Source organism: Streptomyces mesophilus (genome assembly GCF_040300965.1).
In the GTDB taxonomy this organism is placed as follows: domain Bacteria; phylum Actinomycetota; class Actinomycetes; order Streptomycetales; family Streptomycetaceae; genus Streptomyces; species Streptomyces mesophilus_A.
The window spans coordinates 1-21,574 of the sequence record NZ_JBEPEW010000045.1 but is presented as its reverse complement, the minus strand read 5'-3'; the positions used below and the strand labels follow the sequence as shown (position 1 = coordinate 21,574).

Here is a 21,574-nt window from a genome sequence, read left to right as displayed (position 1 = left end):
CAGGCCAAGCTGCACAAGCGGATCGCAGCGATCCTGTAGTCGGCGGGCCCAAACGGTGACAAGTGTGGACGGCATGACGTCCACCGGCGAGATCCGCCCCTTCCGCATCGACATACCGCAGGCCGCGTTAGACGACCTGAACGACCGGCTCCGCAGGGCCCGTTGGACCGACGACGGTCCCGGCGAGCCGGGTGAGTACGGGACGAGCACCGACGTGGTGCGGCGCCTGGCCACGTACTGGCGCGACGGCTACGACTGGCGCGCGTGGGAAGCCCGGATCAATGCGCATCCGCAGTTCCTGACGGAGATCGACGGGCAGGACATCCACTTCCTGCATGTCCGCTCCCCCGAGCCCGGCGCCTTCCCGCTGATCCTCACGCACGGCTGGCCCGGCTCCTTCGTGGAGTTCCTGGACCTGATCGGGCCGCTCACCGACCCGGCGGCGCACGGCGGGGACCGCGCCGACGCGTTCCACCTGGTCATCCCCTCCCTGCCCGGCTTCGGGTTCTCCGGGCCCACCAAGGACAAGGGCTGGGGCATCACCCGTACGACCAAGGCGTGGGCCGAGCTGATGAGGCGGCTCGGTTACGAGCGGTACGGGGCCGTCGGCAACGACGGCGGGTCGTTCATCTCGCCGCACCTCGGGCGGCTCGAACCCGAGCGCGTCGCCGGCGTCCATGTCACCCAGGTCTTCTCGTATCCCTCGGGCGATCCCGCGGAGTTCGAGCGGCTGACGGACGAGGAGCGGCAGGCGATGGGGATCCTGCAGTGGTTCATGGAGAACAAGCTCTCCTTCAACACCCTGCAGTCGCAGCAGCCGCAGACGCTCGCGCACGCGCTGGCCGATTCGCCGGTGGGGCTGCTCGGCTGGAATGTGCAGCTCTTCGCGGCCGGTACGCCCGGTGAGGTCGTCCCCGACGACGACTTCATCCTCACGAACGTGGCGCTGTACTGGCTGACGGGAACGGCCGGTTCGGCCATGCGCTTCTACTACGAGATGGCGCACGAGGAGGTGCCCACCACGGGTGGGGCGGCCTCCGAGCCGACGACCGTGCCGCTCGGGGTGGCCTCGTTCGAGGGCGACATGCGGCCGTTCCGTACGTTCGCCGAGCGCGACCACAGCAACATCCGGCAGTGGAATCTGTACAAGGAGCCGGGCGGGCACTATGCGGCCCATATGGAACCCGCGGTGATGTCACGGGACATCCGGGGGTTCTTCCGCGGGTTGCGGTAGCCGGCGGTGAGGGGCGCACCGACGGGTGCGCCCCTCGGGTCAGAACCCTCCGCCGAAGTCCCCGCCGCCCCCGCCACCGAAGTCCCCGCCGCCGAAGCCTCCGTCTCCGAAACCCCCTCCGAAGTCATCGGAGTTGAAGTCAGAGCCCGAGGGGTCGCCGCCGCCCATCGAGGGGTCCGAGTAGGCGTAGGCCGGGCTGGACATCATCGAGCCGAGCATGGTGCCGACCAGGAGGCCCGGCAGGATGCCGCCGCCGAAGTAGCCGCCCGCCCAGGGGCCGTACGCGGGGCCGGCCTCGTAGTACGGGCGACGGCCCTGGTCGGTGTCGACCGTGCGGACCGCCGGGTCCTCGCCGTCGTCGATACGGGCCTTGTCGGCCGCGCACACCGGTACGTCGCGGGCCGGACCGCCGGGCGGTGCCCAGGACGCGTCGGCCACGGACGGGCCGTGCCGGGGGTCGAAGAAGCAGGGAAGCCGGCGCTCGGGCAGGGCGCGGCCCTCACGGCGTGCGGCAAGGACGGCGAGGGAGTAGCGGCCGTCCTCCAGGGCCTGCGTCACGCCCTTGACGTCCTCGGGGCGCTGCGCCGATGCCATGATCGATTTGGCGGATTCGTACGAGTCGAGGGCTCGCTCGTAGTCCTCGCGCATGGCGTCCGTCGCGCCCTTCTCGCCCGGGTGGAAGTCGAGGCGTTCCAGCTCCTCGCCGAAGGCCGTGATGTCCTCGTCGACGACGACACGCAGCCTCTCCAGAGCGGCGCGCGTCTCTTCGGCCTTCTTCCGCTTGTTGCGCTTGACCAGGACGTACGCGCCCGCGCCACCGGCCACGGCGACTGCGCCGAGGCCGATCAGGGCGCCGGCCGGGACCCCGTCGTCGGCTGCTGTGCCACCGCGGGCGTCACGGGTGGCGACGTTCACGTACTCCTGGAAGTCGCCCCCCTGCGCCAAGCGCTCCAGGTTGGCGACCGACCGGGGAGACATGAGGGACCGGTCGGCACGCACCTTGAACTCGTCGCCGAGCTGCACCCCGTAGACGCCCGGCTCCCCGACGGCGGTGCGCAGGTCGGCGAAGACATTCGCCTTGTCGGGGAAGTCCGCCGGCAGCACAGCCAGGAACACAGGCTTGCCCGAGTCCTCGATCTGCTGGGCGAGCCGGTCGGCGTCCGAGGACGACAGCTGTCCGGAGGCCGCCGGATCGACGTACACCGGACTCTTCTCCAGACCGTCCGCCACGGCCGAGATGTCCGAAGCGGCCGAGGCCCCGGGTGCCGCCGCGAGGGCGGCTCCCAGGGCCAGCAGCAGTCCGGACAGGGCGACCATGATCCGCCTTGTCCCGTTGATCCGCTTCGTAAGCTTTCTCATACTTCGAAGCTAACTCAGCCAGCGCCGGTACGGGCGGGTCGGAAGGACTATTCCGTGGGCTCCACCCCGGCCCGCAGCAGTCCGTAGGTGTACGCGTCCTCCAGGGCCTGCCAGGACGCGGAGATCACGTTCTCCGCGACACCGACCGTGGCCCACTCCCCCTGACCGTCCGAGGTGGAGATCAGCACCCGGGTCGTGGACTCGGTGCCGTGCCGACCTTCGAGGATGCGGACCTTGTAGTCGACGAGTTCGAGCTTGGCGAGCTGCGGATAGATCCGCTCGAGGCCGCGGCGCAGGGCGTTGTCGAGGGCGTTGACCGGACCGTTGCCCTCACCCGTGGTGACGATGCGCTCACCCTTGGCCCACAGCTTCACCGTGGCCTCGTTGGCGTGGGTGCCGTCGGGCAGGTCCTCGACGATGGCGCGCCAGGACTCCACGCGGAAGTAGCGGCGGGCGCGGCCGTCGACCTCCTCGCGGAGCAACAGCTCGAAGGAGGCGTCGGCGGCCTCGTACGTATAGCCCTTGAGTTCGCGCTCCTTGACCCGCTCGACCACCCGGCCCACCAGCTCGCGGTCGCCGCCGAGGTCGACGCCGAGCTCCTTGCCCTTGAGTTCGACGGAGGCACGGCCCGCCATGTCGGAGACCAGCATGCGCATGGTGTTGCCGACGAGTTCGGGGTCGATGTGCTGGTACAGGTCCGGGTCGACCTTGATCGCGGAGGCGTGCAGTCCCGCCTTGTGCGCGAAGGCCGAGACGCCCACGTACGGCTGGTGCGTGGAGGGCGTCAGATTCACGACCTCGGCGATCGCGTGCGAGATCCGGGTCATGTCCTTGAGGGAGCCCTCGGGCAGGACGTGCTTGCCGTACTTGAGCTCGAGGGCGGCGACGACCGGGAAGAGGTTGGCGTTGCCGACCCGCTCGCCGTAGCCGTTGGCCGTGCACTGGACGTGGGTGGCGCCCGCGTCCACGGCGGCGAGGGTGTTGGCGACCGCGCAGCCGGTGTCGTCCTGGGCGTGGATGCCGAGCCGGGCGCCGGTGTCGGCGAGCACCGTGCCGACGACCGCCTGGACCTGGGCGGGGAGCATGCCGCCGTTGGTGTCGCAGAGGATGACGACCTGCGCGCCCGCCTCATGAGCCGTGCGGACGACCGACTTCGCGTACGCGGGGTTGGCGCGATAGCCGTCGAAGAAGTGCTCACAGTCGACGAAGACCGTGCGGCCCTGCTCGCGCAGATACGCGACCGTTTCGGCGATCATCGCGAGGTTCTCGTCGAGGGTGGTGCGCAGGGCGAGTTCGACATGGCGGTCATGGGACTTGGCGACCAGCGTGATCACCGGGGCGCCGGACGCGAGCAGCGCCCTGACCTGCGGGTCCTCCTCGGCCTTGGCGCCGGCCCTGCGGGTGGCGCCGAACGCCACGAGCTGGGCGTTCTTGAACGTGATCTCGTCGGCGGCGCGCGCGAAGAACTCGGTGTCGCGGGGGTTGGCGCCCGGCCAGCCGCCCTCGATGTAGCCGACGCCGAAGTCGTCCAGGTGCCGCGCGATGGTCAGCTTGTCCGCGACGGTGAGGTTGATGCCCTCGCGCTGCGCGCCGTCGCGCAGCGTCGTGTCGAAGACGTGGAAGGCGTCGCGGGGGCCGTAGGGCCCTTCGGTATCTCCGTGCGAGGTTTCCGTGGCTTGGGTCATGCTGCTGGCTCCTGATTCGGATCTCGGTCTACCGGAAGGACCGGCTCCGCCGTCCTCCTATGATCCCTGGCGCTCCGTGTCCGGCTGAGGGTGGGCCGGAAAACGAAAAAACCCCTCGTGGGTACGAGAGGTTTGCGCGCGGGTCGAGGACGACGGTGTCCGCCCGTACGTCGGTCGGTACGGGACGGTCACTGCGGACCGGCGCGCCTGCTGCCAATAATCATGGCGAACGAGAGCACGGTCGCAGTCTTGCACACTCCCCGGCGGCCGCCGGAGGCGTCTCAGGATGCGGTCTGTGCTCCGCGCCACTGTCAGGGGTCCCCCCGCAACTCCTGTGCCCCAAGGCCCTCTTGTGGCCCACTGGTCTGAACCATCACACTGCAAGCGCTCACCGTCTGTTGTGTACACGACACCCCCATACGACACCCCACTGTCGGGAGGCAGCACGTGAAGCGCACCCTTGCCCTTGCCGCGGCCCTGGCCGCGCTCCCCCTCACCCTGGGCTCGCCCTCCTACGCGGCGGAACCCGCGCCGATGCCCGCGCAGGAGACGTACCGCCAAAACACCGCACTGAAAGCCGAGTTGGGCAGCCGCAGCGCCGGCAGCTATCTCGACGCCGACGGCGAGCTGATCACCACGGTGACCAGCGAGGCCGACGCCGCTCTCGTCAGGGCCGAAGGCGCAAAGCCCGAGGTCGTCGCACGCAGCGGGGCCGAGCTGCGCAGCGCGCAGCAGGCGCTGACGGACACCTCGATACCCGGTACGTCCGTGGGCATCGACCCCCGGATCAATCAAGTGGTCGTGGAGGCCGACTCGACCGTCTCCAAGGCCGAGTACAGACGGCTGCAGCGGGCGGCCGCCGCGCAGGACGGCGCGGTCCGGGTGGTCCGTATCCCTGGGGTCTTCAAGGAGGAGGTGGCGGGCGGTGACGCGATCTACGGCGGCGGCTACCGCTGCTCCGCCGCCTTCAACGTCTCCTCCGGCTCGACCCGCTACTTCCTGACGGCGGGGCACTGCACCAACGCGGCCGCCGACTGGCGCGCCACCAGTGGCGGTGCGGTGATCGGGCAGCGGCACGGCACCAGCTACCCGACCAACGACTACGGCATCGTCCGCTACACCGACGGCTCGTCCCCGTCCGGCAACGTCAACCTCTACAACGGCAGCCACCAGGACATCACTTCGGCCGCGGACCCGGTCGTCGGCCAGGCGGTGCGCAAGAGCGGCTCGACGACCAAGGTCACCTCGGGCACGGTCACCGCGACCAACGTCACGGTCAACTACGGCAGCGGCAACATCGCGTACGGCATGGTCCGTACAACGGTCTGCTCTGCGGGCGGCGACAGCGGCGGTGCCCACTTCTCGGGCTCCACGGCCCTTGGCATCCACTCGGGCAGCGGCGGCTGCAGCGACGGCGTCAACGGCTCGGCGATCTTCCAGCCGGTCCGCGAGGCGCTTTCGGCGTACGGGGTGAATGTGTACTGAGCCGTCCTGCGGGCCGCTGTCCGCCGCACCGGTTTCGGGGTGCGGCGGACAGCGGCCTCACCGCCGCGTCAGCGCGTCGTCGAGGAACTCCCGTACGTGGGAAAGGACTTCATCACGGCCGGTGCCCGGCAGGCCCACCGCCACATGGACCGAGAAGCCGTCGAGGAGGGCGCGCAGCCGGAGGGCGAAGCGCTCGGGGTCCAGGGGCCGGAACTCCCCGCGGGAGATGCCCTCGGCGAGCAGGGCGACCAGGTCGCGGTGCCAGGCGCCCTCGATGGCCAGCTGGCGGCGGCCCGCCTCGACGGAGGCGTCGGCGTACGGGGAGCGGTTCCAGACCTCCATCCACAGGGCCCAGTGCGGGTCCCGAGGACCTTCGGGGACGTACAGGTCGACATAGGCGTCGAGGCGTTCCCGTACGGGAGAAGTGCCCGAGAGCAGTGCGCGCCGCCGCTCGCCCAGGCGGCCCTCGCTCCACTCCAGGGTCTGCAGGAGCAGCTCGTCCTTGGTCTTGAAGTAGTAGAGGAGATGCCCGCTGCTCATCGCGACCTCACGGCCGAGCGCAGCCATGGTGAGCTGGTCGAGTCCGCCGTCGGCGACCATCGCCATGGCGGCGGCGAGCACGTCCTCGCGCGGAGGTGCGTGCTTGCGCGAGCGCGGTGGCGTGGTCATCGCGTCGTGCTCATCTCGGACGGCTCCTCGGTGCTTCGGCGTGCGGGGAGAGCGTACGGCTCAGCTCGTACGCGGCTGCTGCTGGGTGATGCAGTGGATACCGCCGCCGCCCGCGAAGATGGTGCGGGCGTCGACCAGCGTGACCGTGCGGTCCGGGAACAGGCGCCGGAAGATGCCCGCCGCGTGCTCGTCGCGCGGGTCGTCGAAGGCGCACAGGACGACCCCGCCGTTGCAGAGGTAGTGGTTGATGTAGGAGTAGTCGGCCCAGCCGCCGTCCTCCTCGCGGACTTCGGTCGGGGCCGGGATCTCGACGACCTCGATGCGGCGGCCCTTGGCGTCGGTCTGTGTGCGCAGGAACTCGACGTTCTCGCGGCACAGTTCGTGGTCGGGGTGGGACGGGTCCGGCTGGGTGTGGGCGACCACCACGCCCGGTGCGGCGAAGGCGGCGACGATGTCGACGTGGCCGAGGGTCCCGTAGCCGTGCGGCGGATAGTCGGCGGTCAGACCGCGCTTCAGCCAGATCGCCTTCGTGGTGCCGAGCTTCGCGTGGATCTCCGCCTCGACCTGCTCGCGCGACCAGCCGGGGTTGCGCTCCGGACCGAGCTGCACGGTCTCGGTGAGCAGCACCGTGCCCTCGCCGTCGACGTGGATGCCGCCGCCCTCGTTGACCAGGGGTGAGCTGTGCACGGGGACGCCGGCGAGGTCCGCCACGTACGAGGCGATCTTGGAGTCGTGCTCCCAGCGGGCCCACTCCTGGGCGCCCCAGCCGTTGAACACCCAGTCCACGGCGGCCAGTTGGCCTTCGTCGCCGAGGACGAACGTGGGGCCGATGTCGCGCATCCACGCGTCGTCGAGCTCCCGCTCGACCAGCTCGATGTCCGGGCCGAGCAGTTCGCGGGCAAAGTCCGCCTGGCCGGGGCCGTGAACCATCGTGACCGGCTCGAAACGGCGTACGGCACGGGCGACCGAGGCCCAGGCCTCGCGCGCCTCGGTGAGCTCGGCGTCGTTCGAGAAGGTGGTGTTGGGGCCGGGCCAGGCCATCCAGGTGCGCTCGTGCGGGGCCCACTCGGCGGGCATACGGAAAGTCATTGCGGCTCTTTCGGGGATCAGAGGCAGTGTCGTTTACAGGAAGTAGAGGCGGTTCAGGGATACGGAGTCGGCCGGCTCCGAGCGCATCGGCCGCCCGTCGAGCGTGACCAGACCGCTGCGGGCGTCCACGTCGACCGCGCCGATACGGGAGTTGAGCAGCAGGTCGCCCGGGCCGATGCCCCGGGTCCCGCGTACGCCGACGCGGCGCCGGCGGGTGGGCAGCCGGTCGCCTTCGAGGGCGGCGGCCGCCTGGGAGACGAAGGCGACGGACAGGTCGGCGGCCGTGGCGCCGTGCGCGCCGAACTGCGGTCCGAGGACGAGGGGTTCGCAGGTGTCGGTGGCCGCGTTCGGGTCGCCTGTGACCCCGTACGCGGGGAAGCCCGACTTGAGGACCAGCTGCGGCTTGGCGCCGAAGAACGCCGGCTGCCAGAGCACGATGTCCGCCATCTTGCCCACCTCGATCGACCCGATCTCGTGCGCGAGACCGTGGGCGAGGGCCGGGTTGACGGTGAGCTTGGCGATGTAGCGCAGGACGCGCGCGTTGTCGTCGTGGGCGCCGTCGCCGTCGAGCGGGCCGAGCTCGGCCTTCATCTTGCCCGCCATCGCGAACGTACGCCGGACCGTCTCTCCCGCCCGCCCCATGCCCTGCGCGTCGGACGAGGTGATGCCGATGGCACCCAGATCGTGCAGCACGTCCTCGGCGCCCATGGTCCCGGCGCGGATCCGGTCGCGGGCCATGGCGGCGTCGCCCGGCAGGTCGGTCTTGAGGTCGTGGACGGAGACGATCATCCCGTAGTGCTCGGCGACCGCGTCCCGGCCGAAGGGCAGGGTGGGGTTGGTGGAGGAGCCGATGACGTTCGGGACGCCCGCCATCTTCAGGACGTTCGGTACGTGGCCGCCGCCGCAGCCCTCGATATGGAAGGCGTGGATGGTGCGGCCGTCCAGGACGCGCAGGGTGTCCTCGACCGACAGGCACTCGTTCAACCCGTCGCTGTGCAGGGCGACTTGGACGTCGTACTCCTCGGCGACCCTGAGCGCGGTGTCCAGGGCCCGCGTGTGCGCGCCCATGTCCTCGTGCACCTTGAAGCCCGACGCTCCACCCTCGGCGAGGGCCTCCACCAGCGGGGCTTCACGGGAGGACGAACCGCGCGCCAGGAAGCCGATGTTGACCGGCCAGGCGTCGAAGGCGTTGAAGGCGTGCCTCAGCGCCCAGGGCGAGTTGACGCCGACGCCCCAGACCGGGCCGAACTCCTGGCCGATGACCGTGGTCACCCCGGAGGCGAGCGAGGCCTCCATGATGCGCGGCGACAGCAGGTGGACATGGGTGTCCACGGCGCCCGCGGTGGCGATCATGCCCTCGCCGGAGACGATCGAGGTCCCGGTGCCGACCACGACCTCCACGCCGTCGAGCGTGTCCGGGTTCCCGGCCCTTCCGATCGCGTGGATCCGGCCCTCGCGGATGCCGATGGAGGTCTTGCGGATGCCCTGCACGGCGTCGATGACAAGGACGTTGCTGATGACGACGTCACAGGTCTCGCGGACGGCGGCGGCCTTGAGGTGCAGCCCGTCGCGTGCGGTCTTGCCGAAGCCGGCGAGGAACTCCTCGCCGTACGCCTGCGAGTCCTCCTCGACCCGGACCACGAGGCCCGTGTCGCCGAGGACGACGCGGTCGCCGGCGCGGGGGCCGTGCGTGGCCGCGTACTCGTGCGGGGTCAGTCGGCGGGCTTCGGCCGGGTGGCCTCCGGGGCGGCTCATCGCTCGTCCTCCTTTGCCAGGGGCTCCATGGGGTCCGCTCCTGCCGGGGGCTCCATGGGGTCCGCTCCGAGATATCCGCAGGCGGCCGCGCGCCGCAGCGCCTCCTCGCGAGCACCGGCCGCGTCCAGCGGTCCGTCGACGAGGCCCGCGAACCCGATGGCGATCCGCTCGCCGCCGATCGGCACGAGGCCGACCTCCGCCGACTCACCGGGCCCGAACCGTACGGACGCCCCGGCCGGGATCGCGAGCCGCATCCCGTACGCCGCCGCGCGGTCGAAGTCGAGGCGCGGATTGGCCTCGAAGAAGTGGAAGTGCGAGGTCACGCTGACGGGGACGGACGCGGTGTTGCGTACGCCGATACGTACGGTCGCGGCCGGCTCCTGATGAACGGGCCCCGGCAGGACCGCACCCGGAGCCGCCTCCCCCAGCGATTCCCCGGCCAGTGGTTCGGAGACCACGGCGAGTCGCGACCCGTCGTCGAACACCGCCTCCACATGCACCTCGGTCACCACGTCGGCGACGCCCGGCAGCACATCGTCCGGCCCGAGCACGGCCTTCGCCCGCGCGATCGCCTCGGCCAGGCGCAGCCCGTCACGGGCCGCCTCGCACACGGTGTCGGCGATCAGCGCGGTGGCCTCGGGCACATTGAGCCTGAGGCCGCGCGCCCGCCGGGCACGGGCCAGCTCGGCGGCGCCGAACAGGAGCAGGCGGTCGCGTTCGGTGGGGGTGAGGCGCATGGGGCGGGTGCTCCCTTGATGACGTTTAGAGCACCACTCTAAACGCTGGCGTACGCGGTTGACATCGTCGAGGTCACAGCTTGAGATCTGTCACATCGAGCAGCACTCAAAAGGGCGCTGCGGCTCAGCCGGCCGCGTCCTCGACCAGCCGCCAGGCACGGCCTGCGGTGTCGTAGCGCAGGGTGCCGCGCACCAGGGTCAGGTCGAGGGCTCGCAGCTGTCGGTACGCCTCGTCGTCGAGGTCGCGGGTGAGCAGCACGCGGACGCCGGTGTCGGTGTCCTGGAGGGCCACGGGGCGCGGGGCCGGGGTGCGCCGGACCGCCTCCTTGAATTTCCGGTAGGCGTCCTCGGCGAGCTTGCCGCCGAGGCTCCCGAGAAAGGCGTGCAGGGGCAGCGTGACGAGGATGAGGAGCTCCAGGCTGCGGCGTACGGGGACGGCCCTGACTCGGACGGTGAGGCCGAGGTCGGTGAGGGCTTCGACGAGGGGGGTCTCGACGCCGGGGGCGTCCTGTTCGGGGACGAACAGGTCGGCGGCGGGCGGGGGTTGGGTGGTCATGGGCCGCCTTCGTCAGGGAGTGCGGGTCAGGTCGAGCAGCAGGACGTCGGCGCCTTCGATGACGGCGAGCAGGGTCCCGTCGCGGCTGTAGTCCACACGGCTCACACCGGGCGGGCCGTATTTCGGGTTCTCCATCGGGGACCGGTGCTCCCACAGGACGTTCCTGGTGCGCAGATCCCACACCTTCGCGCCCGACATGTCGGCAGTGGCGAGCGTGGTGCCGTCCGGGCCGAAGGCGAGGTCGCTGCAACGGAGGCCATGCGCCAGCTCCAGGACCCGGCCACCTGCGGGGAACTCCCAGACGTGAACAGTCTTTCCGCTCGCCGTGGCGAGGCGGGTGCCGTCCGGGCTGAAGGCCACGGCGTCCACGGCGTCGGTATGGGGCAGGTACAGGATCTCGTCGCCGGACCCCGCGGCCCAGACCCGGGCGTATCCTCCGGGAGGCCCGATGGACCGCACAGCTGCCGGCGCCACCGTATGTCCGACCGCGGCGAGGCAGCTGCCGTCGGGCGAGAACGCCACCGCTCTGGTCTGCTCGGTGATCGGGATCGTCAGTCTCGGGCTCCCGAACCCGCTGAGCGTCACCGCTTCGTGGTGAACGGTCGCGGCGACCCGGCCGCCCTCGGCGACAGCCGCCGTCATACTGCTCCCGTTGCCGAGCGGATGCTTCCCGACCAAGGTGCCGGACGCGGTGTGCCAGACGCGTACCGAACCACCCGCGATGGTCGCGAAGGTCTCGCCCGCGGCATCGAAGGACACATCGAGGACCAACTCCTGGTACATGAAGGTCGACTTGACGGCGTCCAGTGCTTCGGCCAGGTATCCGCCACTGCGGACCCGGCACACACGCCCGCCTGCGCGATCGACGACCACGGCCACCCAGCGACCGCCGCCGATGGCCAGGCGGCCGGAGTCCCTGCTGAACGCCAGCGAAACGGGTCTCTGGGGACCGCTGACGCGGGTGATGCGGGGTGGTGGCCCTGTGGTCCCACGGCGGAACCGCCCGCTTCCGGGCCGGGCGGGGACAGGCCCTGCCACACCGGCGGGGCCATCCGCCTGCGGTGCCTGTTCGGGGCTGCCGAGGAGGCCGGCGCGCCGGAAACGGGCCGGCCCGCCACCGGGCTCCGTGCGCGGAGGCTCAGGCTGGGGACGTACGAGCCCCGGTTCCGGACGTACGGGTGCCGGCGTCTGTGCGAGCCCCGGTTCCGGACGTACGGGTGCCGGCGTCTGTACGGGTGTCGATTCCGGGCGTACGGGTGCCGGCACCTGCGCGGGTGCCGGTTCCGGGCGCACAAGCTCCGATTCCGGGCGTACGGGTGCCGGCGCGGACGAGGGCTCGGCCACGGGCCGCACAGCCTCGGCCCGCGCCTTCTCCGCCACCGTCTCCGCGACCTCGAACAACACCCCCTCCGCCGCCCGCATGAAGAGCACCGGTGTCCCCCACTCCAACGTCCCCGGCAACGCGAGCCGGATCGCCTGCCGCGCCTGCGTCACCGCCGCGTCCACGGGCAGCCGGTGCGCGAGGCCCTCGTAGAACGTGCGGCCGAACTCGACCGCCGCGCGGTCGGAGATCGCGTACTGCATCGCGAGCGCGGCCGGCACCCCGGCGCGCAGCAGCGCACCGCCCATGCTGGAGAAGGGGTCGGCCGCCGCCGAGCGGCCGGTCTCGCAGGCGTTGAGGACGACCAGGCGCAGCGACCGCTGGTCGTGCAGCATCATCGCGAGGTTCTCGGCGCCCAGTTGGTACGTGCCGCCCTCCTCGCCCGCGAGCGCCAGCGTGCCCTCCTGCGCGGCCGGGTCGAAGCCTCCATGGCCGATGAAGTGCAGGACGTGCCAAGGGCCCCGCCGGGTGAGCGCGGTGCGCAGTGCGCGCCAGGTCTCGTCCTCGACCCAGCCGAGTTCGATGAGCCCGGCCTCCCGCAGACCGGCGAGTGCGCCGCCGAGACGGTCACGTTCGGCCTGCACCGCGAGGGGTTCGAGATCGTCGGGGCGGGCTGCCATGCACAGGATGCGCAGGGGCGCGGCGACCGCCAACGGGCGCTGGGGTGACGCCAGTTGGGGGCGGCGGACCAGCGGCATCGTCGTACAGACGTAAGCGTTCTCGCCGCTGTCGAAGAGGAACTCCCAGGGCAGCCGCGCGAGTTCGGGCGAACGCACTCGCAGCACCAGGCGCAGCGACCGGTCCGCCTCGGCCGCGCGGTGCCGGGCCGCGGCGAACAGCGCACGACCCTCCCCCGCGAACAGCATGTCGAAGAGGATCCGGCCCAGTTCCTGCACGGGCCGCTCCTCCGGCGACGCACTGCGGCGCACCACGGCGGACGAGGCGAGGATCGCGTCGGGGACGCGGGCCGTGAGGATGCGCAGCTCTTCGGCGCCGACCGGCAGGCGCACCCCGTCGGCGCTCGCCTCGGCGCCGTCCGGGGCGCGCAAGGTCACCTGGTAGGCGCCGGGTCCCGCAGGACCGATCTCGGCCTGGAAGTCGACTGTGTGCACGGCTCGCCCCACCCTCGTCCCCACCAGGGGCCGGGTCCACGATCCCACGCGGGCAGGCCCCCAGACATGCGAATGACGCGGATACGCGGCACGGGTGGACTCGCCCGGCCCGGCCGCGTGGGTCCACCGGCTCGGGGGTCCCGGCAGGTCTCCTTGCCGGATGATCTCTTGCGCACCGTCAGCGGGGCGGTAGGCCCGTGCACATCCTCATCGGTATCGCCGGCCTGGCCGTCTTCCTGGCCCTGGCCTTCCTGCCGTCCCGTGATCTGCGGCTGCTGCGCGTCAAGGCGCCCTACATCGCGCTGATGCTGGTGGTCCAGTTCGTCCTGGGTCTCGTCATGCTGAAGACGAGCCTCGGGCAGAGCGCCGTCGACGCCCTCGCGGACGGGTTCGGCAAGCTTCTCGAGTACGCCGGTGAAGGCACGGCGTTCGTCTTCGGGAGCCTCGCCGATCCTGACGCCGAGGGGAACGTGCCGTTCCTGCTCAGCGTGCTGATGCCGATCATCTTCGTCTCCGCGCTGATCGGCATCCTCCAGTACCTGCGGGTGCTCCCGCTGATCGTGAAGTACCTCGGCATTGTCCTGTCGAAGGTCACCGGGGCCGGCCGGCTCGAGTCGTTCAACGCCGTGTCGGCCGCGATCCTCGGCCAGTCCGAGAGCTTCATCGCGATCAAGACGCTGCTGCCCACGCTGACCCCGAAGCGCCTCTACATGCTGAGCGCCTCGGCCATGTCCACGGTCTCGATGTCGATCGTCGGCGCCTATATGACGATGATCGAGCCGCGTTACGTCGTGGCCGCCATCGTGCTCAATCTCTTCGGCGGCTTCATCGTGGTCTGGCTGCTCAACCCGTACGAGCTGACGCCCGAGGAGGACGTGGTCGTCACGCCCGAGCGGAAGAAGCGGTCGTTCTTCGAGATGCTCGGCGAGTACATCCTCGACGGCGCGAAGATCGCGGTCACCGTCGCGGCCATGCTGATCGGGTTCGTCGCGCTGATCGCGCTGATCAACGGGCTCGTCTCGGGGCTCACGGGCGGCACGAGCTTCCAGGAGATCCTGGGATACGTCTTCGCCCCGTTCGCCTTCCTCACCGGGGTGCCCTGGGACGAGTGCGTCGACGCCGGGCAGATCATGGCGACCAAGCTGGTCTCGAACGAGTTCGTGGCGATGCTCGCGTTCACCGACGCCAACCCGGGCGGGAAGGTCGAGCTCAGCGAGCGGGCCACGGCGATCGTGCAGACGTTCCTGGTGTCCTTCGCCAACTTCAGTTCGATCGGGATCATCGCCGGTGCGGTGAAGTCGCTCTCGCCCGCGCACGGTGATCAGATCGCCCGCTTCGGGCTGAAGCTTGTGTACGGGGCCACGCTGGTGTCGTTCATCAGCGCGACGATCGTGGGGCTGATCTCGTAGCCGATCCCGCCCGCATCCGAACTACGTTCGGATCTGCTCAATCGCCGCAGGGGCTGGATGTGCCCAAGGGCTGATGAGCCCAGGGGCTCGAAGAAGGCCGGGCTCCCTCGACGGGGAGCCCGGCCTTCTACGTGCGTACGACAAGGACCTAGCCCAGCGTGTGCATCCAGCCGTGCTTGTCCGTGGCCGTGCCGCGCTGGATGTCGAGGAGGGACTCGCGCAGGCGGAGCGTGACCGGGCCCGGCTCGCCGGCGGACTGGGTCCACTCGCCCGCGTTGCACTTGACCGTGCCGACGGGGGTGATCACCGCGGCCGTACCGCAGGCGAAGACCTCGGTGAGCGAGCCGTTCTGGGCGTCGCGCTGCCACTCGTCGAGGGAGATGCGGCCCTCGGTGGCCGTGTAGCCGAGGTCGCGGGCGACCTGGAGGAGCGAGTCACGGGTGACGCCCTCGAGGATCGAGCCGGTGAGCTCGGGCGTGACGATCTTGTCGCCGTACACGAAGTACAGGTTCATGCCGCCGAGTTCCTCGACCCACTTGTGCTCGACCGCGTCGAGGTAGCAGACCTGGTCGCAGCCCTTGGCGGCGGCCTCGGCCTGGGCGAGGAGCGAGGCGGCGTAGTTGCCGCCGGTCTTCGCGGCGCCCATGCCGCCGGGGACGGCGCGCACGCGGTCCTCGGAGAGCCAGATCGAGACGGGCTTCACGCCGCCCGCGAAGTACGCGCCGGCGGGCGAGGCGATGACCATGAAGAGGTACTCGTTGGCGGGCTTGACGCCCAGGCCGACCTCGGTCGCGAACATGAACGGGCGCAGGTACAGGGACTCCTCGCCGCCGTGCGCCGGGACCCAGTCCTTGTCCTGCTGGACGAGCAGGTCGCAGGCCTCGATGAAGGTCTCGACGGGCAGCTCCGGCATCGCGAGCCGGCGGGCCGAGGCCTGGAAGCGCTTGGCGTTGGCCTCCGGGCGGAAGGTGGCGACGGTGCCGTCGGGCTGCCGGTAGGCCTTGAGGCCCTCGAAGATCTCCTGCGCGTAGTGCAGGGTCATGTTCGCCGGGTCGATCGAGAGCGGTCCGTACTCCACGAGCTGGCCGTCGTGCCAGCCGCGGCCCTCGGTCCACTTGATGGTCACCATGTGGTCGGTGAAGTGGCGGCCGAACCCGGGGTTGGCCAGGATCGCCTCGCGCTCGGCCGCGGAGAGCGGGTGCGAGGAGGGCTTGAGCTCGATCGTGGGCGTCGTCATGAGTGGATGTCCTTCACCGGTTTCGTGTGTGTCGGAGCGCGCTCACGTCAGTCCTCGGAAATGTTCCAGCCCCGGACGACTGAAGCAGAACTGCTACCCGCATTCCGCGGCCCCACGTTCGATTATCGCTCGTGAATGGGCGTGGGCGAAACGGGTGTGATGCGACCCAAGGGTTGATGGTGACACCCGGCGGCGGATACGAGAAGCCGCCGGGTGCCTTGTGCAGGCGGCCCGGCGGCTCGAGGTGGTGCTTCCGACGGGCTCGTGGTGACCCGTCGGCGAGTGTCCGAGGGTCAGCCGGCTACTCGTACGGCGAGCGCATCGCCGATTTCCTCGGTGGTACGGGGGCTCTCGCCGCGCTCGCCCAGGTCGGCGGCGACGGCTTCCTCGATACGCGCGGCCTCGGCCTCGTATCCGAGATGGCGCAGGAGCAGCGCGACGGACAGCACGGTGGCGGTCGGGTCGGCCTTGCCCTGGCCCGCGATGTCGGGCGCCGAGCCGTGCACGGGCTCGAACATCGAGGGGAACTCGCCGCTCGGGTTGATGTTCCCGGAGGCGGCGACGCCGATGCCGCCGGAGACGGCCGCGGCGAGGTCGGTGATGATGTCGCCGAAGAGGTTGTCGGTGACGATCACGTCGAAGCGGCCGGGGTCGGTGACCAGGTAGATGGTCGCGGCGTCGACGTGGATGTAGTCGGTGGTGACCTCGGGGAACTCCTTGGCCACCTCGTTGAAGACGTTGGTCCACAGGTGGCCGGCGAAGGCGAGCACGTTGTTCTTGTGCACCAGGGTCAGCTTCTTGCGCGGGCGGGCCTGGGCGCGGGCGAAGGCGTCGCGGACGACGCGCTCGACACCGAAGGCCGTGTTCACGGAGACCTCGGTGGCGACCTCGTGCGGGGTGCCCTTGCGGATGGTGCCGCCGTTGCCGGTGTACGGGCCTTCGGTGCCCTCGCGGACGACCACGAAGTCGATCTCCGGCTGACCGGCGAGCGGGGTGGCCACACCCGGGAGCAGCTTGCTCGGGCGGAGGTTGACGTGGTGGTCGAAGAGGAAGCGGAGCTTCAGGAGGAAGCCGCGCTCCAGGACTCCGGACGGCACGCTCGGGTCCCCGATCGCACCGAGCAGGATGGCGTCGTGCGCCTTCAGCTGCTCGACGTCGGCGTCGGTGAGGGTCTCACCGGTGGCGTGGTAGCGCTTGGCGCCGAAGTCGTACTCCTGCGTCTCGAGCTTCACGTCCTGCGGAAGCGCGGCGCGGAGGACCTTGAGTCCCTGGGTCACGACCTCCTGGCCGATGCCGTCACCGGGGATCACTGCGAGATTGATGCGTCGAGACATGTCCGTCACCGTACTCGGGGTCCCAGGTGTTGACACACGGTGTCCAGCATGCGGACCGATTCTCCGGTGCGGTGACGGGAGGGCGCACAGGAAGGACACCGGGCGTTCATCCGGGCGACCAGGGGCAGTTGGGCGCCGCTGGGAAGTTCACCGGCATGAGTGAGACACCCCGGGTCGGCATCCCCGAACAGCTCGCCGGCCGGATGAGCATGGCGGAGCAGCACGAGTACCTGCGGGCCAGGCACGCCCGCCCCAAGGTCAGCCGGCGTGCGGCGCTGGTCGGCGGTCTGGTCACCGCCTCGGCCGCCGGGACGGCCGGGGCGCTGGTGAATGGAAGTGCGAGCGCCGCGCAGGGCCCCACCTTGCGGACCGCGCCCGCCACCGCCAAGGTCGACGGCTCGCTCGTCGCCCCCTTCGGGCGTCATCTCGCCTTCGGCGCCGACCCGAAGACGCAGATGCGGATCAGCTGGCAGGTGCCGTTCGCGGTGCGGAAGCCGTACGTGCGCGTCGGCCTCGCCCCCTGGGACCTGGGCCGCAGGTTCGAGGCCGAGGTGCGCGACCTCACCACGCCCGCGCTGTCGAAGAAGCTGCCGGCGGTCGAGCAGTACTACCTGCACGTCGCACTCGACGGTCTGCGCCCCGGCACCACGTACTACTACGGCGTCGGCCACGAGGGCTTCGACCCCACGCGGCCCGAACGCCTCGCCACGCTCGGCTCGTTCCGCACCGCGCCCGCCGCTCCTGAGACGTTCGTGTTCACGGCCTTCGGCGACCAGGGCGTCAGCGCGCACGCGCTCGCCAACGACCAGGTGATCCTGGGCCAGAACCCGTCCTTCCATCTGCACGCGGGCGACATCTGCTACGCGGACAGCAGCGGGCACGGCAAGGAATCGGATACGTACGACGCCCGGGTCTGGGACACCTTCCTGGCGCAGACCGAGTCCGTCGCGAAGTCCGTGCCGTGGATGGTGACCACCGGCAACCACGACATGGAGGCCTGGTACTCCCCCGACGGCTACGGCGGCCAGCGCGCCCGCTGGTCCCTGCCCGAAAACGGCTTCGACCCGGAGAACTCCCCGGGCGTCTACTCCTTCACGTACGGCAATGTCGGCGTCGTGGCCCTCGACGCCAATGACGTCTCGTACGAGATCCCGGCCAACAAGGGCTACAGCGGCGGAAAGCAGACCGCCTGGCTCGACCAGCGGCTGCGGGAGCTGCGCGCGCGCAAGGACATCGACTTCGTCGTGGTCTTCTTCCACCACTGCATGTACTCGACGTCCACGCACGCCTCCGACGGCGGGGTGCGTGACGCGTGGCTCGGGCTGTTCACCAAGCACCAGGTCGATCTGGTGATCAACGGCCACAACCATGTGTACGAGCGGACCGACGCCATCAGGGGCGGCGAGGTCGGCAGACCCGTACCGATCGGCGCGTCCACCGATCCGACCCGCGACGGCATCGTCTATGTGACGGCGGGCGGGGCCGGCAAGGAGCTGTACGGCTTCCCCGCGGGCGTGAAGGACAGCTACGAGGGCGCGGTGCACGACCGCGAGTCGATCCTCAGCTTCCACTGGACCGAGCAGCGGCTGCCCGATCCGGACACGGTCGAGTGGTCACGGGTGCGCTACACCGGCTACTCGTTCCTCGCGGTGGAAGCGAGCGCCGGGGCGCGACCGCGGCTCGAGGTCTCCGCGCTCGCCGAGAACGGCGAGCGCATCGACCACTTCGGGATCGCGCGGGGTCGATAAGGCCGGATCAGTGACCTGCGGCTCCGCCGTTGTCCCTGCGGTCGAGGGCGCGCTGGAGGGCGGCGGCGGCGTTCTTGCGCTCGGCTTCGGCGGTCCCCGATCCATGACGGACGCGGAGGACACGGCGGGCGGCGACGGTCGTCTCGGACATGCTGACTCCTTGGGGCATGAGTGGAGTACGAAATGAGGGGTCGACAGAGTCGAGGAGATATCGAGACGCCTAAGTGGCGGGGAGCGAGGGCCCGCAGGGGTTGCCTGCATGGGGGCACGGCTCACAACCGCCGTTCGCTTGATCGAGCGAGTCGTTCGGCTCCTACCAAGCTAGGACAGGTCAGCCGGTCTGTCTCCACAATTACTCGGACTTCCTAGTATCTGAGACGGCAGGCAAAATTCATCGGCCGTACGTTTGGTTCTCAGCTCCTGGGGTCCGGTCCGCCCGACGGCGCCCGGTCCGCCCGCAGCTCCCTGATCAGCGCGCGGACCGCGAGGCTCCGCGCGAGCTCGGGTGTGGTGACGTAACCGACCTCGCGGGTGGGGCGCTCCGGGCCGAGATCGGTGATCGCGACCGTGGCCGGCGCTCCGGTCAGGGAGAGCGCCGGCATGATCGCCATTCCATGGCCGGCGCTCACCATGGAGAGCACGGCTCCGTCGTCCTCGGTCCGCATGCTCGCGCGCGGGATCCAGTCCTGGGCGGCCCACCAGTCGCGCGTGTACGAGGTGCAGGCCTCCGTCCAGTCCACGAGCGGCAGCGACCGCGGGTCGGGGTGCCCGGCCGGGTGCACGAACGAGTAGGGCTCCTCCAGGAGTACGCCGCCCACGAGCCCTGCCGGGATCGGCGAGCTGGTGCCGATCGTGGCGATCGCCAAGTCGGCCCGCCCCGCGGCCACTTCACCGGCCGTGCCGGGCCCCACTTCGCGTACGACCCGCACCTCGGGCTCGAGTCCGGGGTGGGCGGCCCGCAGCCGGGCGAGCACCGGCGGCAGCAGATGCAGCGCGACACTGCGGAAGGCGGCGATCCGCAGCGTCCCCTCGACCGCACCGCCCGCCGCCCCGCGCGCCTCGGCCACCAGGGTGTCGAGCAGGCGCAGGATCCGGCGGGCATGCGCCACGGCCCGCTCCCCCGCCGCCGTCGGACGCGCCCCGGTGCGGCCCCGCTCGAAGAGCACGGCTCCGATCTTGCGCTCGCTGCCGCGCACCGAGTGCGAGACCGCGGACTGGGTGAGCCCGAGGGCCGCGGCGGCGGCCGAGAACCCGCGCTCGCGCTCCACGGCCACCAGGATGCGCAGTTCGTGCGGGGCGAGATCGACGGCGGAATCTCTGGTCATGGGTGTGCCCACCTCGGCGTATGAGGACAGTTCATGGAACGGGCTGTGCCATGAGCCCAACCCTCTGCCCGGCGCGCGCATTCCTTCCTACGGTCGCGTCCATGACCGAGATCGCGCTCACCGTGCAGCAGACCGCCCGCCCCACCGGCTTCCCGACCGCCGACCACTTCCGCTTCGTGGAGTCCGCCCTGCCCGAGCCCGCGCCGGGCGGGCTCCTCGTCGAGAACCTCTACTGGTCGGTGGACCCGTACCACCGCGAGATGATGGACGGCGCCTTCGCCCTGGACGCACCGCTCGAAGGCCGCACCCTCGGCCGCGTCCTGGAGTCCCGCGACCCGGCGATCCCGTCCGGCGCACTCGTCTTCCACCGCGAGGGCTGGCGTACGCACTCCGCCGTGGCGGCCGAACAGGTGCGGGTGCTCCCGCAGTTCGAGGGCGTGCCGCTGTCGGCGCATCTCGGCATTCTCGGCGGCACCGGACTGACCGCCTATGTGGGGCTGACCCGGATCGCCCGTCTGAAGGAGGGCGACGACGTGTTCGTGTCGGTGGCCGCGGGAGGTGTGGGCACGGCGGCCGGCCGGCTCGCGCGGCTGCTCGGCGCGGGGCGGCTCGTGGGCAGCGCGGGGTCGGCCGCGAAGGTCGAGTACCTGCTGGACGAGGTGGGTTACGACGCCGCGTTCGACTACCACGACGGGTCCGCCGCCGATCTGCTCGCCGAGGCGGCACCGGACGGCATCGACCTCTTCGTCGACAACGTCGGCGGTGAGCAGCTGGGCGCGGCGGTCGGTGCGCTGCGGCGCTACGGGCGGATCGTACGTATCGGCACGATCGGCCAGTACAACAAGGAAACCCTCGCCCCGGTGCCCGTGGACCTCTCCGAGATCGTGGAGAAGAGCCTGCGTATGGAGGGCTTCCTGGTGAGCGACTACCGGTCGCTGCAGGACGAGTTGTACGAATTCGTGGTGCCGCATCTGCGCAGCGGCCGGGTGCGTTCGGACGAGACGGTCGTCGACGGGTTCGGGCGGATCGTGGAGGCGTTCCTGGGGATGCTGCGGGGCGAGAACCTGGGGAAGATCATCGTCCGGGGCTGAGTGCACGCGCGGCGCCCGACGCGGCGGTACTCAGGCCGGTTTGAGTATCCGTGCCGTGTCGGACCCACGGGGTCCGGCGGGACAGTCATCCCATGAACGGCCTCTACGCTCTCAAGCCCTGGTACGCCGACCGGCTGGCCGGCGCCCGCGCCGCGCTCGTCCGGCGCCAGGTGTCGCCCGATGCGCTGACCTGGGCGGGTGTGCTGTGTGCGGGCGCCGCGGCGGTGGCGCTCGGGCTGCTGCCCGCGCGCTGGTCGGCGCTCCCCGTCGCGGTCCTGCTCGCGGCCCGCCTTGCCGAGGGCGAGGTCGCGAGCCGCGCCGCCGACGGGTCCCTCGAGTCGCTCAAGGGCATCGGGCCCAAGACCGCC

The 21,574-nt window shown here is 70.8% G+C and carries 17 protein-coding genes and 1 pseudogene; 6 read left to right on the top strand and 12 right to left on the bottom strand.

All coding sequences use genetic code 11. The features are described from left to right. The first annotated feature begins 73 nt into the window (after positions 1-73). On the top strand, positions 74-1,234 hold the full coding sequence (locus tag ABT367_RS18015) for an epoxide hydrolase family protein (protein WP_352254071.1): 1,161 nt from the start codon (positions 74-76) through the stop codon (positions 1,232-1,234). A gap of 39 nt (positions 1,235-1,273) precedes the next feature. Here the strand turns inward: ABT367_RS18015 and ABT367_RS18010 are convergent, their stop codons facing one another. Together ABT367_RS18010 and cimA are read right to left on the bottom strand one after the other, a co-directional pair. Continuing rightward, a complete protein-coding gene (locus ABT367_RS18010) occupies positions 1,274-2,593 on the bottom strand; it encodes a hypothetical protein (protein ID WP_352254070.1) in 1,320 nt (439 codons plus the stop codon). A 47-nt stretch (positions 2,594-2,640) separates the two neighbouring features. Then, positions 2,641-4,278, bottom strand: a complete 1,638-nt coding sequence (gene cimA / locus ABT367_RS18005) for a citramalate synthase (protein ID WP_352254069.1) — start codon at positions 4,276-4,278, stop codon at positions 2,641-2,643. A gap of 447 nt (positions 4,279-4,725) precedes the next feature. On the opposite strand from cimA, the gene ABT367_RS18000 reads away from it, so the two are divergent. Then, a complete protein-coding gene (locus ABT367_RS18000; RefSeq protein ID WP_352254068.1) occupies positions 4,726-5,763 on the top strand; it encodes a S1 family peptidase in 1,038 nt (345 codons plus the stop codon). 57 nt (positions 5,764-5,820) lie between these two features. Here the strand turns inward: ABT367_RS18000 and ABT367_RS17995 are convergent, their stop codons facing one another. The 6 genes from ABT367_RS17995 to ABT367_RS17970 form a co-directional block, all read right to left on the bottom strand. After that, the gene (locus ABT367_RS17995; protein ID WP_352254067.1) at positions 5,821-6,432 is read right to left on the bottom strand and encodes a TetR/AcrR family transcriptional regulator; all 612 of its coding nucleotides are present in this window, start codon (positions 6,430-6,432) and stop codon (positions 5,821-5,823) included. A gap of 60 nt (positions 6,433-6,492) precedes the next feature. Further along, positions 6,493-7,521: an agmatine deiminase family protein gene (locus ABT367_RS17990; RefSeq protein WP_352254066.1), complete on the bottom strand. Its 1,029-nt coding sequence runs from the start codon at positions 7,519-7,521 to the stop codon at positions 6,493-6,495. A gap of 33 nt (positions 7,522-7,554) precedes the next feature. Beyond that, complete coding sequence (locus ABT367_RS17985) at positions 7,555-9,276, bottom strand: urease subunit alpha (protein ID WP_352254065.1); 1,722 nt, start codon at positions 9,274-9,276, stop codon at positions 7,555-7,557. Then, a complete protein-coding gene (ureA, locus tag ABT367_RS17980) occupies positions 9,273-10,013 on the bottom strand; it encodes an urease subunit gamma (RefSeq protein WP_352254064.1) in 741 nt (246 codons plus the stop codon). Before ureA ends, ABT367_RS17985 begins: the two co-directional genes overlap by 4 nt. A 124-nt stretch (positions 10,014-10,137) precedes the next feature. Beyond that, the gene (locus ABT367_RS17975; protein WP_352254063.1) at positions 10,138-10,569 is read right to left on the bottom strand and encodes a hypothetical protein; all 432 of its coding nucleotides are present in this window, start codon (positions 10,567-10,569) and stop codon (positions 10,138-10,140) included. Positions 10,570-10,581: 12 nt separating this feature from the next. After that, a complete protein-coding gene (locus ABT367_RS17970; protein ID WP_352254062.1) occupies positions 10,582-13,062 on the bottom strand; it encodes a CHAT domain-containing WD40 repeat protein in 2,481 nt (826 codons plus the stop codon). Positions 13,063-13,259: 197 nt separating this feature from the next. On the opposite strand from ABT367_RS17970, the gene ABT367_RS17965 reads away from it, so the two are divergent. After that, positions 13,260-14,471, top strand: coding sequence for a NupC/NupG family nucleoside CNT transporter (locus tag ABT367_RS17965; RefSeq protein ID WP_352254061.1), 1,212 nt, complete (start codon positions 13,260-13,262; stop codon positions 14,469-14,471). A gap of 148 nt (positions 14,472-14,619) precedes the next feature. Here ABT367_RS17965 and ABT367_RS17960 read toward each other — a convergent pair whose 3' ends face one another. Next, complete coding sequence (locus ABT367_RS17960; protein WP_352254060.1) at positions 14,620-15,708, bottom strand: branched-chain amino acid aminotransferase; 1,089 nt, start codon at positions 15,706-15,708, stop codon at positions 14,620-14,622. A 293-nt stretch (positions 15,709-16,001) separates the two neighbouring features. After that, the gene (locus tag ABT367_RS17955) at positions 16,002-17,042 is read right to left on the bottom strand and encodes a 3-isopropylmalate dehydrogenase (RefSeq protein ID WP_352254059.1); all 1,041 of its coding nucleotides are present in this window, start codon (positions 17,040-17,042) and stop codon (positions 16,002-16,004) included. 155 nt (positions 17,043-17,197) lie between these two features. On the opposite strand from ABT367_RS17955, the gene ABT367_RS17950 reads away from it, so the two are divergent. Next, a complete protein-coding gene (locus tag ABT367_RS17950) occupies positions 17,198-18,790 on the top strand; it encodes a purple acid phosphatase family protein (protein WP_352254058.1) in 1,593 nt (530 codons plus the stop codon). Positions 18,791-18,797: 7 nt separating this feature from the next. Here ABT367_RS17950 and ABT367_RS17945 read toward each other — a convergent pair whose 3' ends face one another. Both ABT367_RS17945 and ABT367_RS17940 read right to left on the bottom strand, forming a co-directional pair. Then, a complete protein-coding gene (locus ABT367_RS17945) occupies positions 18,798-18,941 on the bottom strand; it encodes a RuvX/YqgF family protein (RefSeq protein ID WP_165333404.1) in 144 nt (47 codons plus the stop codon). Between the two features lie 262 nt (positions 18,942-19,203). Beyond that, on the bottom strand, positions 19,204-20,115 hold the full coding sequence (locus ABT367_RS17940; RefSeq protein WP_352254057.1) for a LysR family transcriptional regulator: 912 nt from the start codon (positions 20,113-20,115) through the stop codon (positions 19,204-19,206). Between the two features lie 101 nt (positions 20,116-20,216). On the opposite strand from ABT367_RS17940, the gene ABT367_RS17935 reads away from it, so the two are divergent. Both ABT367_RS17935 and ABT367_RS17930 read left to right on the top strand, forming a co-directional pair. Continuing rightward, complete coding sequence (locus tag ABT367_RS17935; RefSeq protein WP_352254056.1) at positions 20,217-21,206, top strand: NADP-dependent oxidoreductase; 990 nt, start codon at positions 20,217-20,219, stop codon at positions 21,204-21,206. 92 nt (positions 21,207-21,298) lie between these two features. Further along, positions 21,299-21,574 (top strand): annotated as a pseudogene (locus tag ABT367_RS17930) (hypothetical protein); the annotation flags it as partial.

Coding starts and splice junctions, on each gene's coding strand:
- cimA (WP_352254069.1), bottom strand. CDS start 4,278: ATGACCCAAGCCACGGAAACCTCGCACGGAGATACCGAAGGGCCCTAC.
- ABT367_RS17940 (WP_352254057.1), bottom strand. CDS start 20,115: ATGACCAGAGATTCCGCCGTCGATCTCGCCCCGCACGAACTGCGCATC.
- ABT367_RS17950 (WP_352254058.1), top strand. CDS start 17,198: ATGAGTGAGACACCCCGGGTCGGCATCCCCGAACAGCTCGCCGGCCGG.
- ABT367_RS17985 (WP_352254065.1), bottom strand. CDS start 9,276: ATGAGCCGCCCCGGAGGCCACCCGGCCGAAGCCCGCCGACTGACCCCG.
- ABT367_RS18010 (WP_352254070.1), bottom strand. CDS start 2,593: ATGAGAAAGCTTACGAAGCGGATCAACGGGACAAGGCGGATCATGGTC.
- ureA (WP_352254064.1), bottom strand. CDS start 10,013: ATGCGCCTCACCCCCACCGAACGCGACCGCCTGCTCCTGTTCGGCGCC.
- ABT367_RS17960 (WP_352254060.1), bottom strand. CDS start 15,708: ATGACGACGCCCACGATCGAGCTCAAGCCCTCCTCGCACCCGCTCTCC.
- ABT367_RS18015 (WP_352254071.1), top strand. CDS start 74: ATGACGTCCACCGGCGAGATCCGCCCCTTCCGCATCGACATACCGCAG.
- ABT367_RS17935 (WP_352254056.1), top strand. CDS start 20,217: ATGACCGAGATCGCGCTCACCGTGCAGCAGACCGCCCGCCCCACCGGC.
- ABT367_RS17945 (WP_165333404.1), bottom strand. CDS start 18,941: ATGTCCGAGACGACCGTCGCCGCCCGCCGTGTCCTCCGCGTCCGTCAT.
- ABT367_RS17975 (WP_352254063.1), bottom strand. CDS start 10,569: ATGACCACCCAACCCCCGCCCGCCGCCGACCTGTTCGTCCCCGAACAG.
- ABT367_RS17990 (WP_352254066.1), bottom strand. CDS start 7,521: ATGACTTTCCGTATGCCCGCCGAGTGGGCCCCGCACGAGCGCACCTGG.
- ABT367_RS17995 (WP_352254067.1), bottom strand. CDS start 6,432: ATGACCACGCCACCGCGCTCGCGCAAGCACGCACCTCCGCGCGAGGAC.
- ABT367_RS17955 (WP_352254059.1), bottom strand. CDS start 17,042: ATGTCTCGACGCATCAATCTCGCAGTGATCCCCGGTGACGGCATCGGC.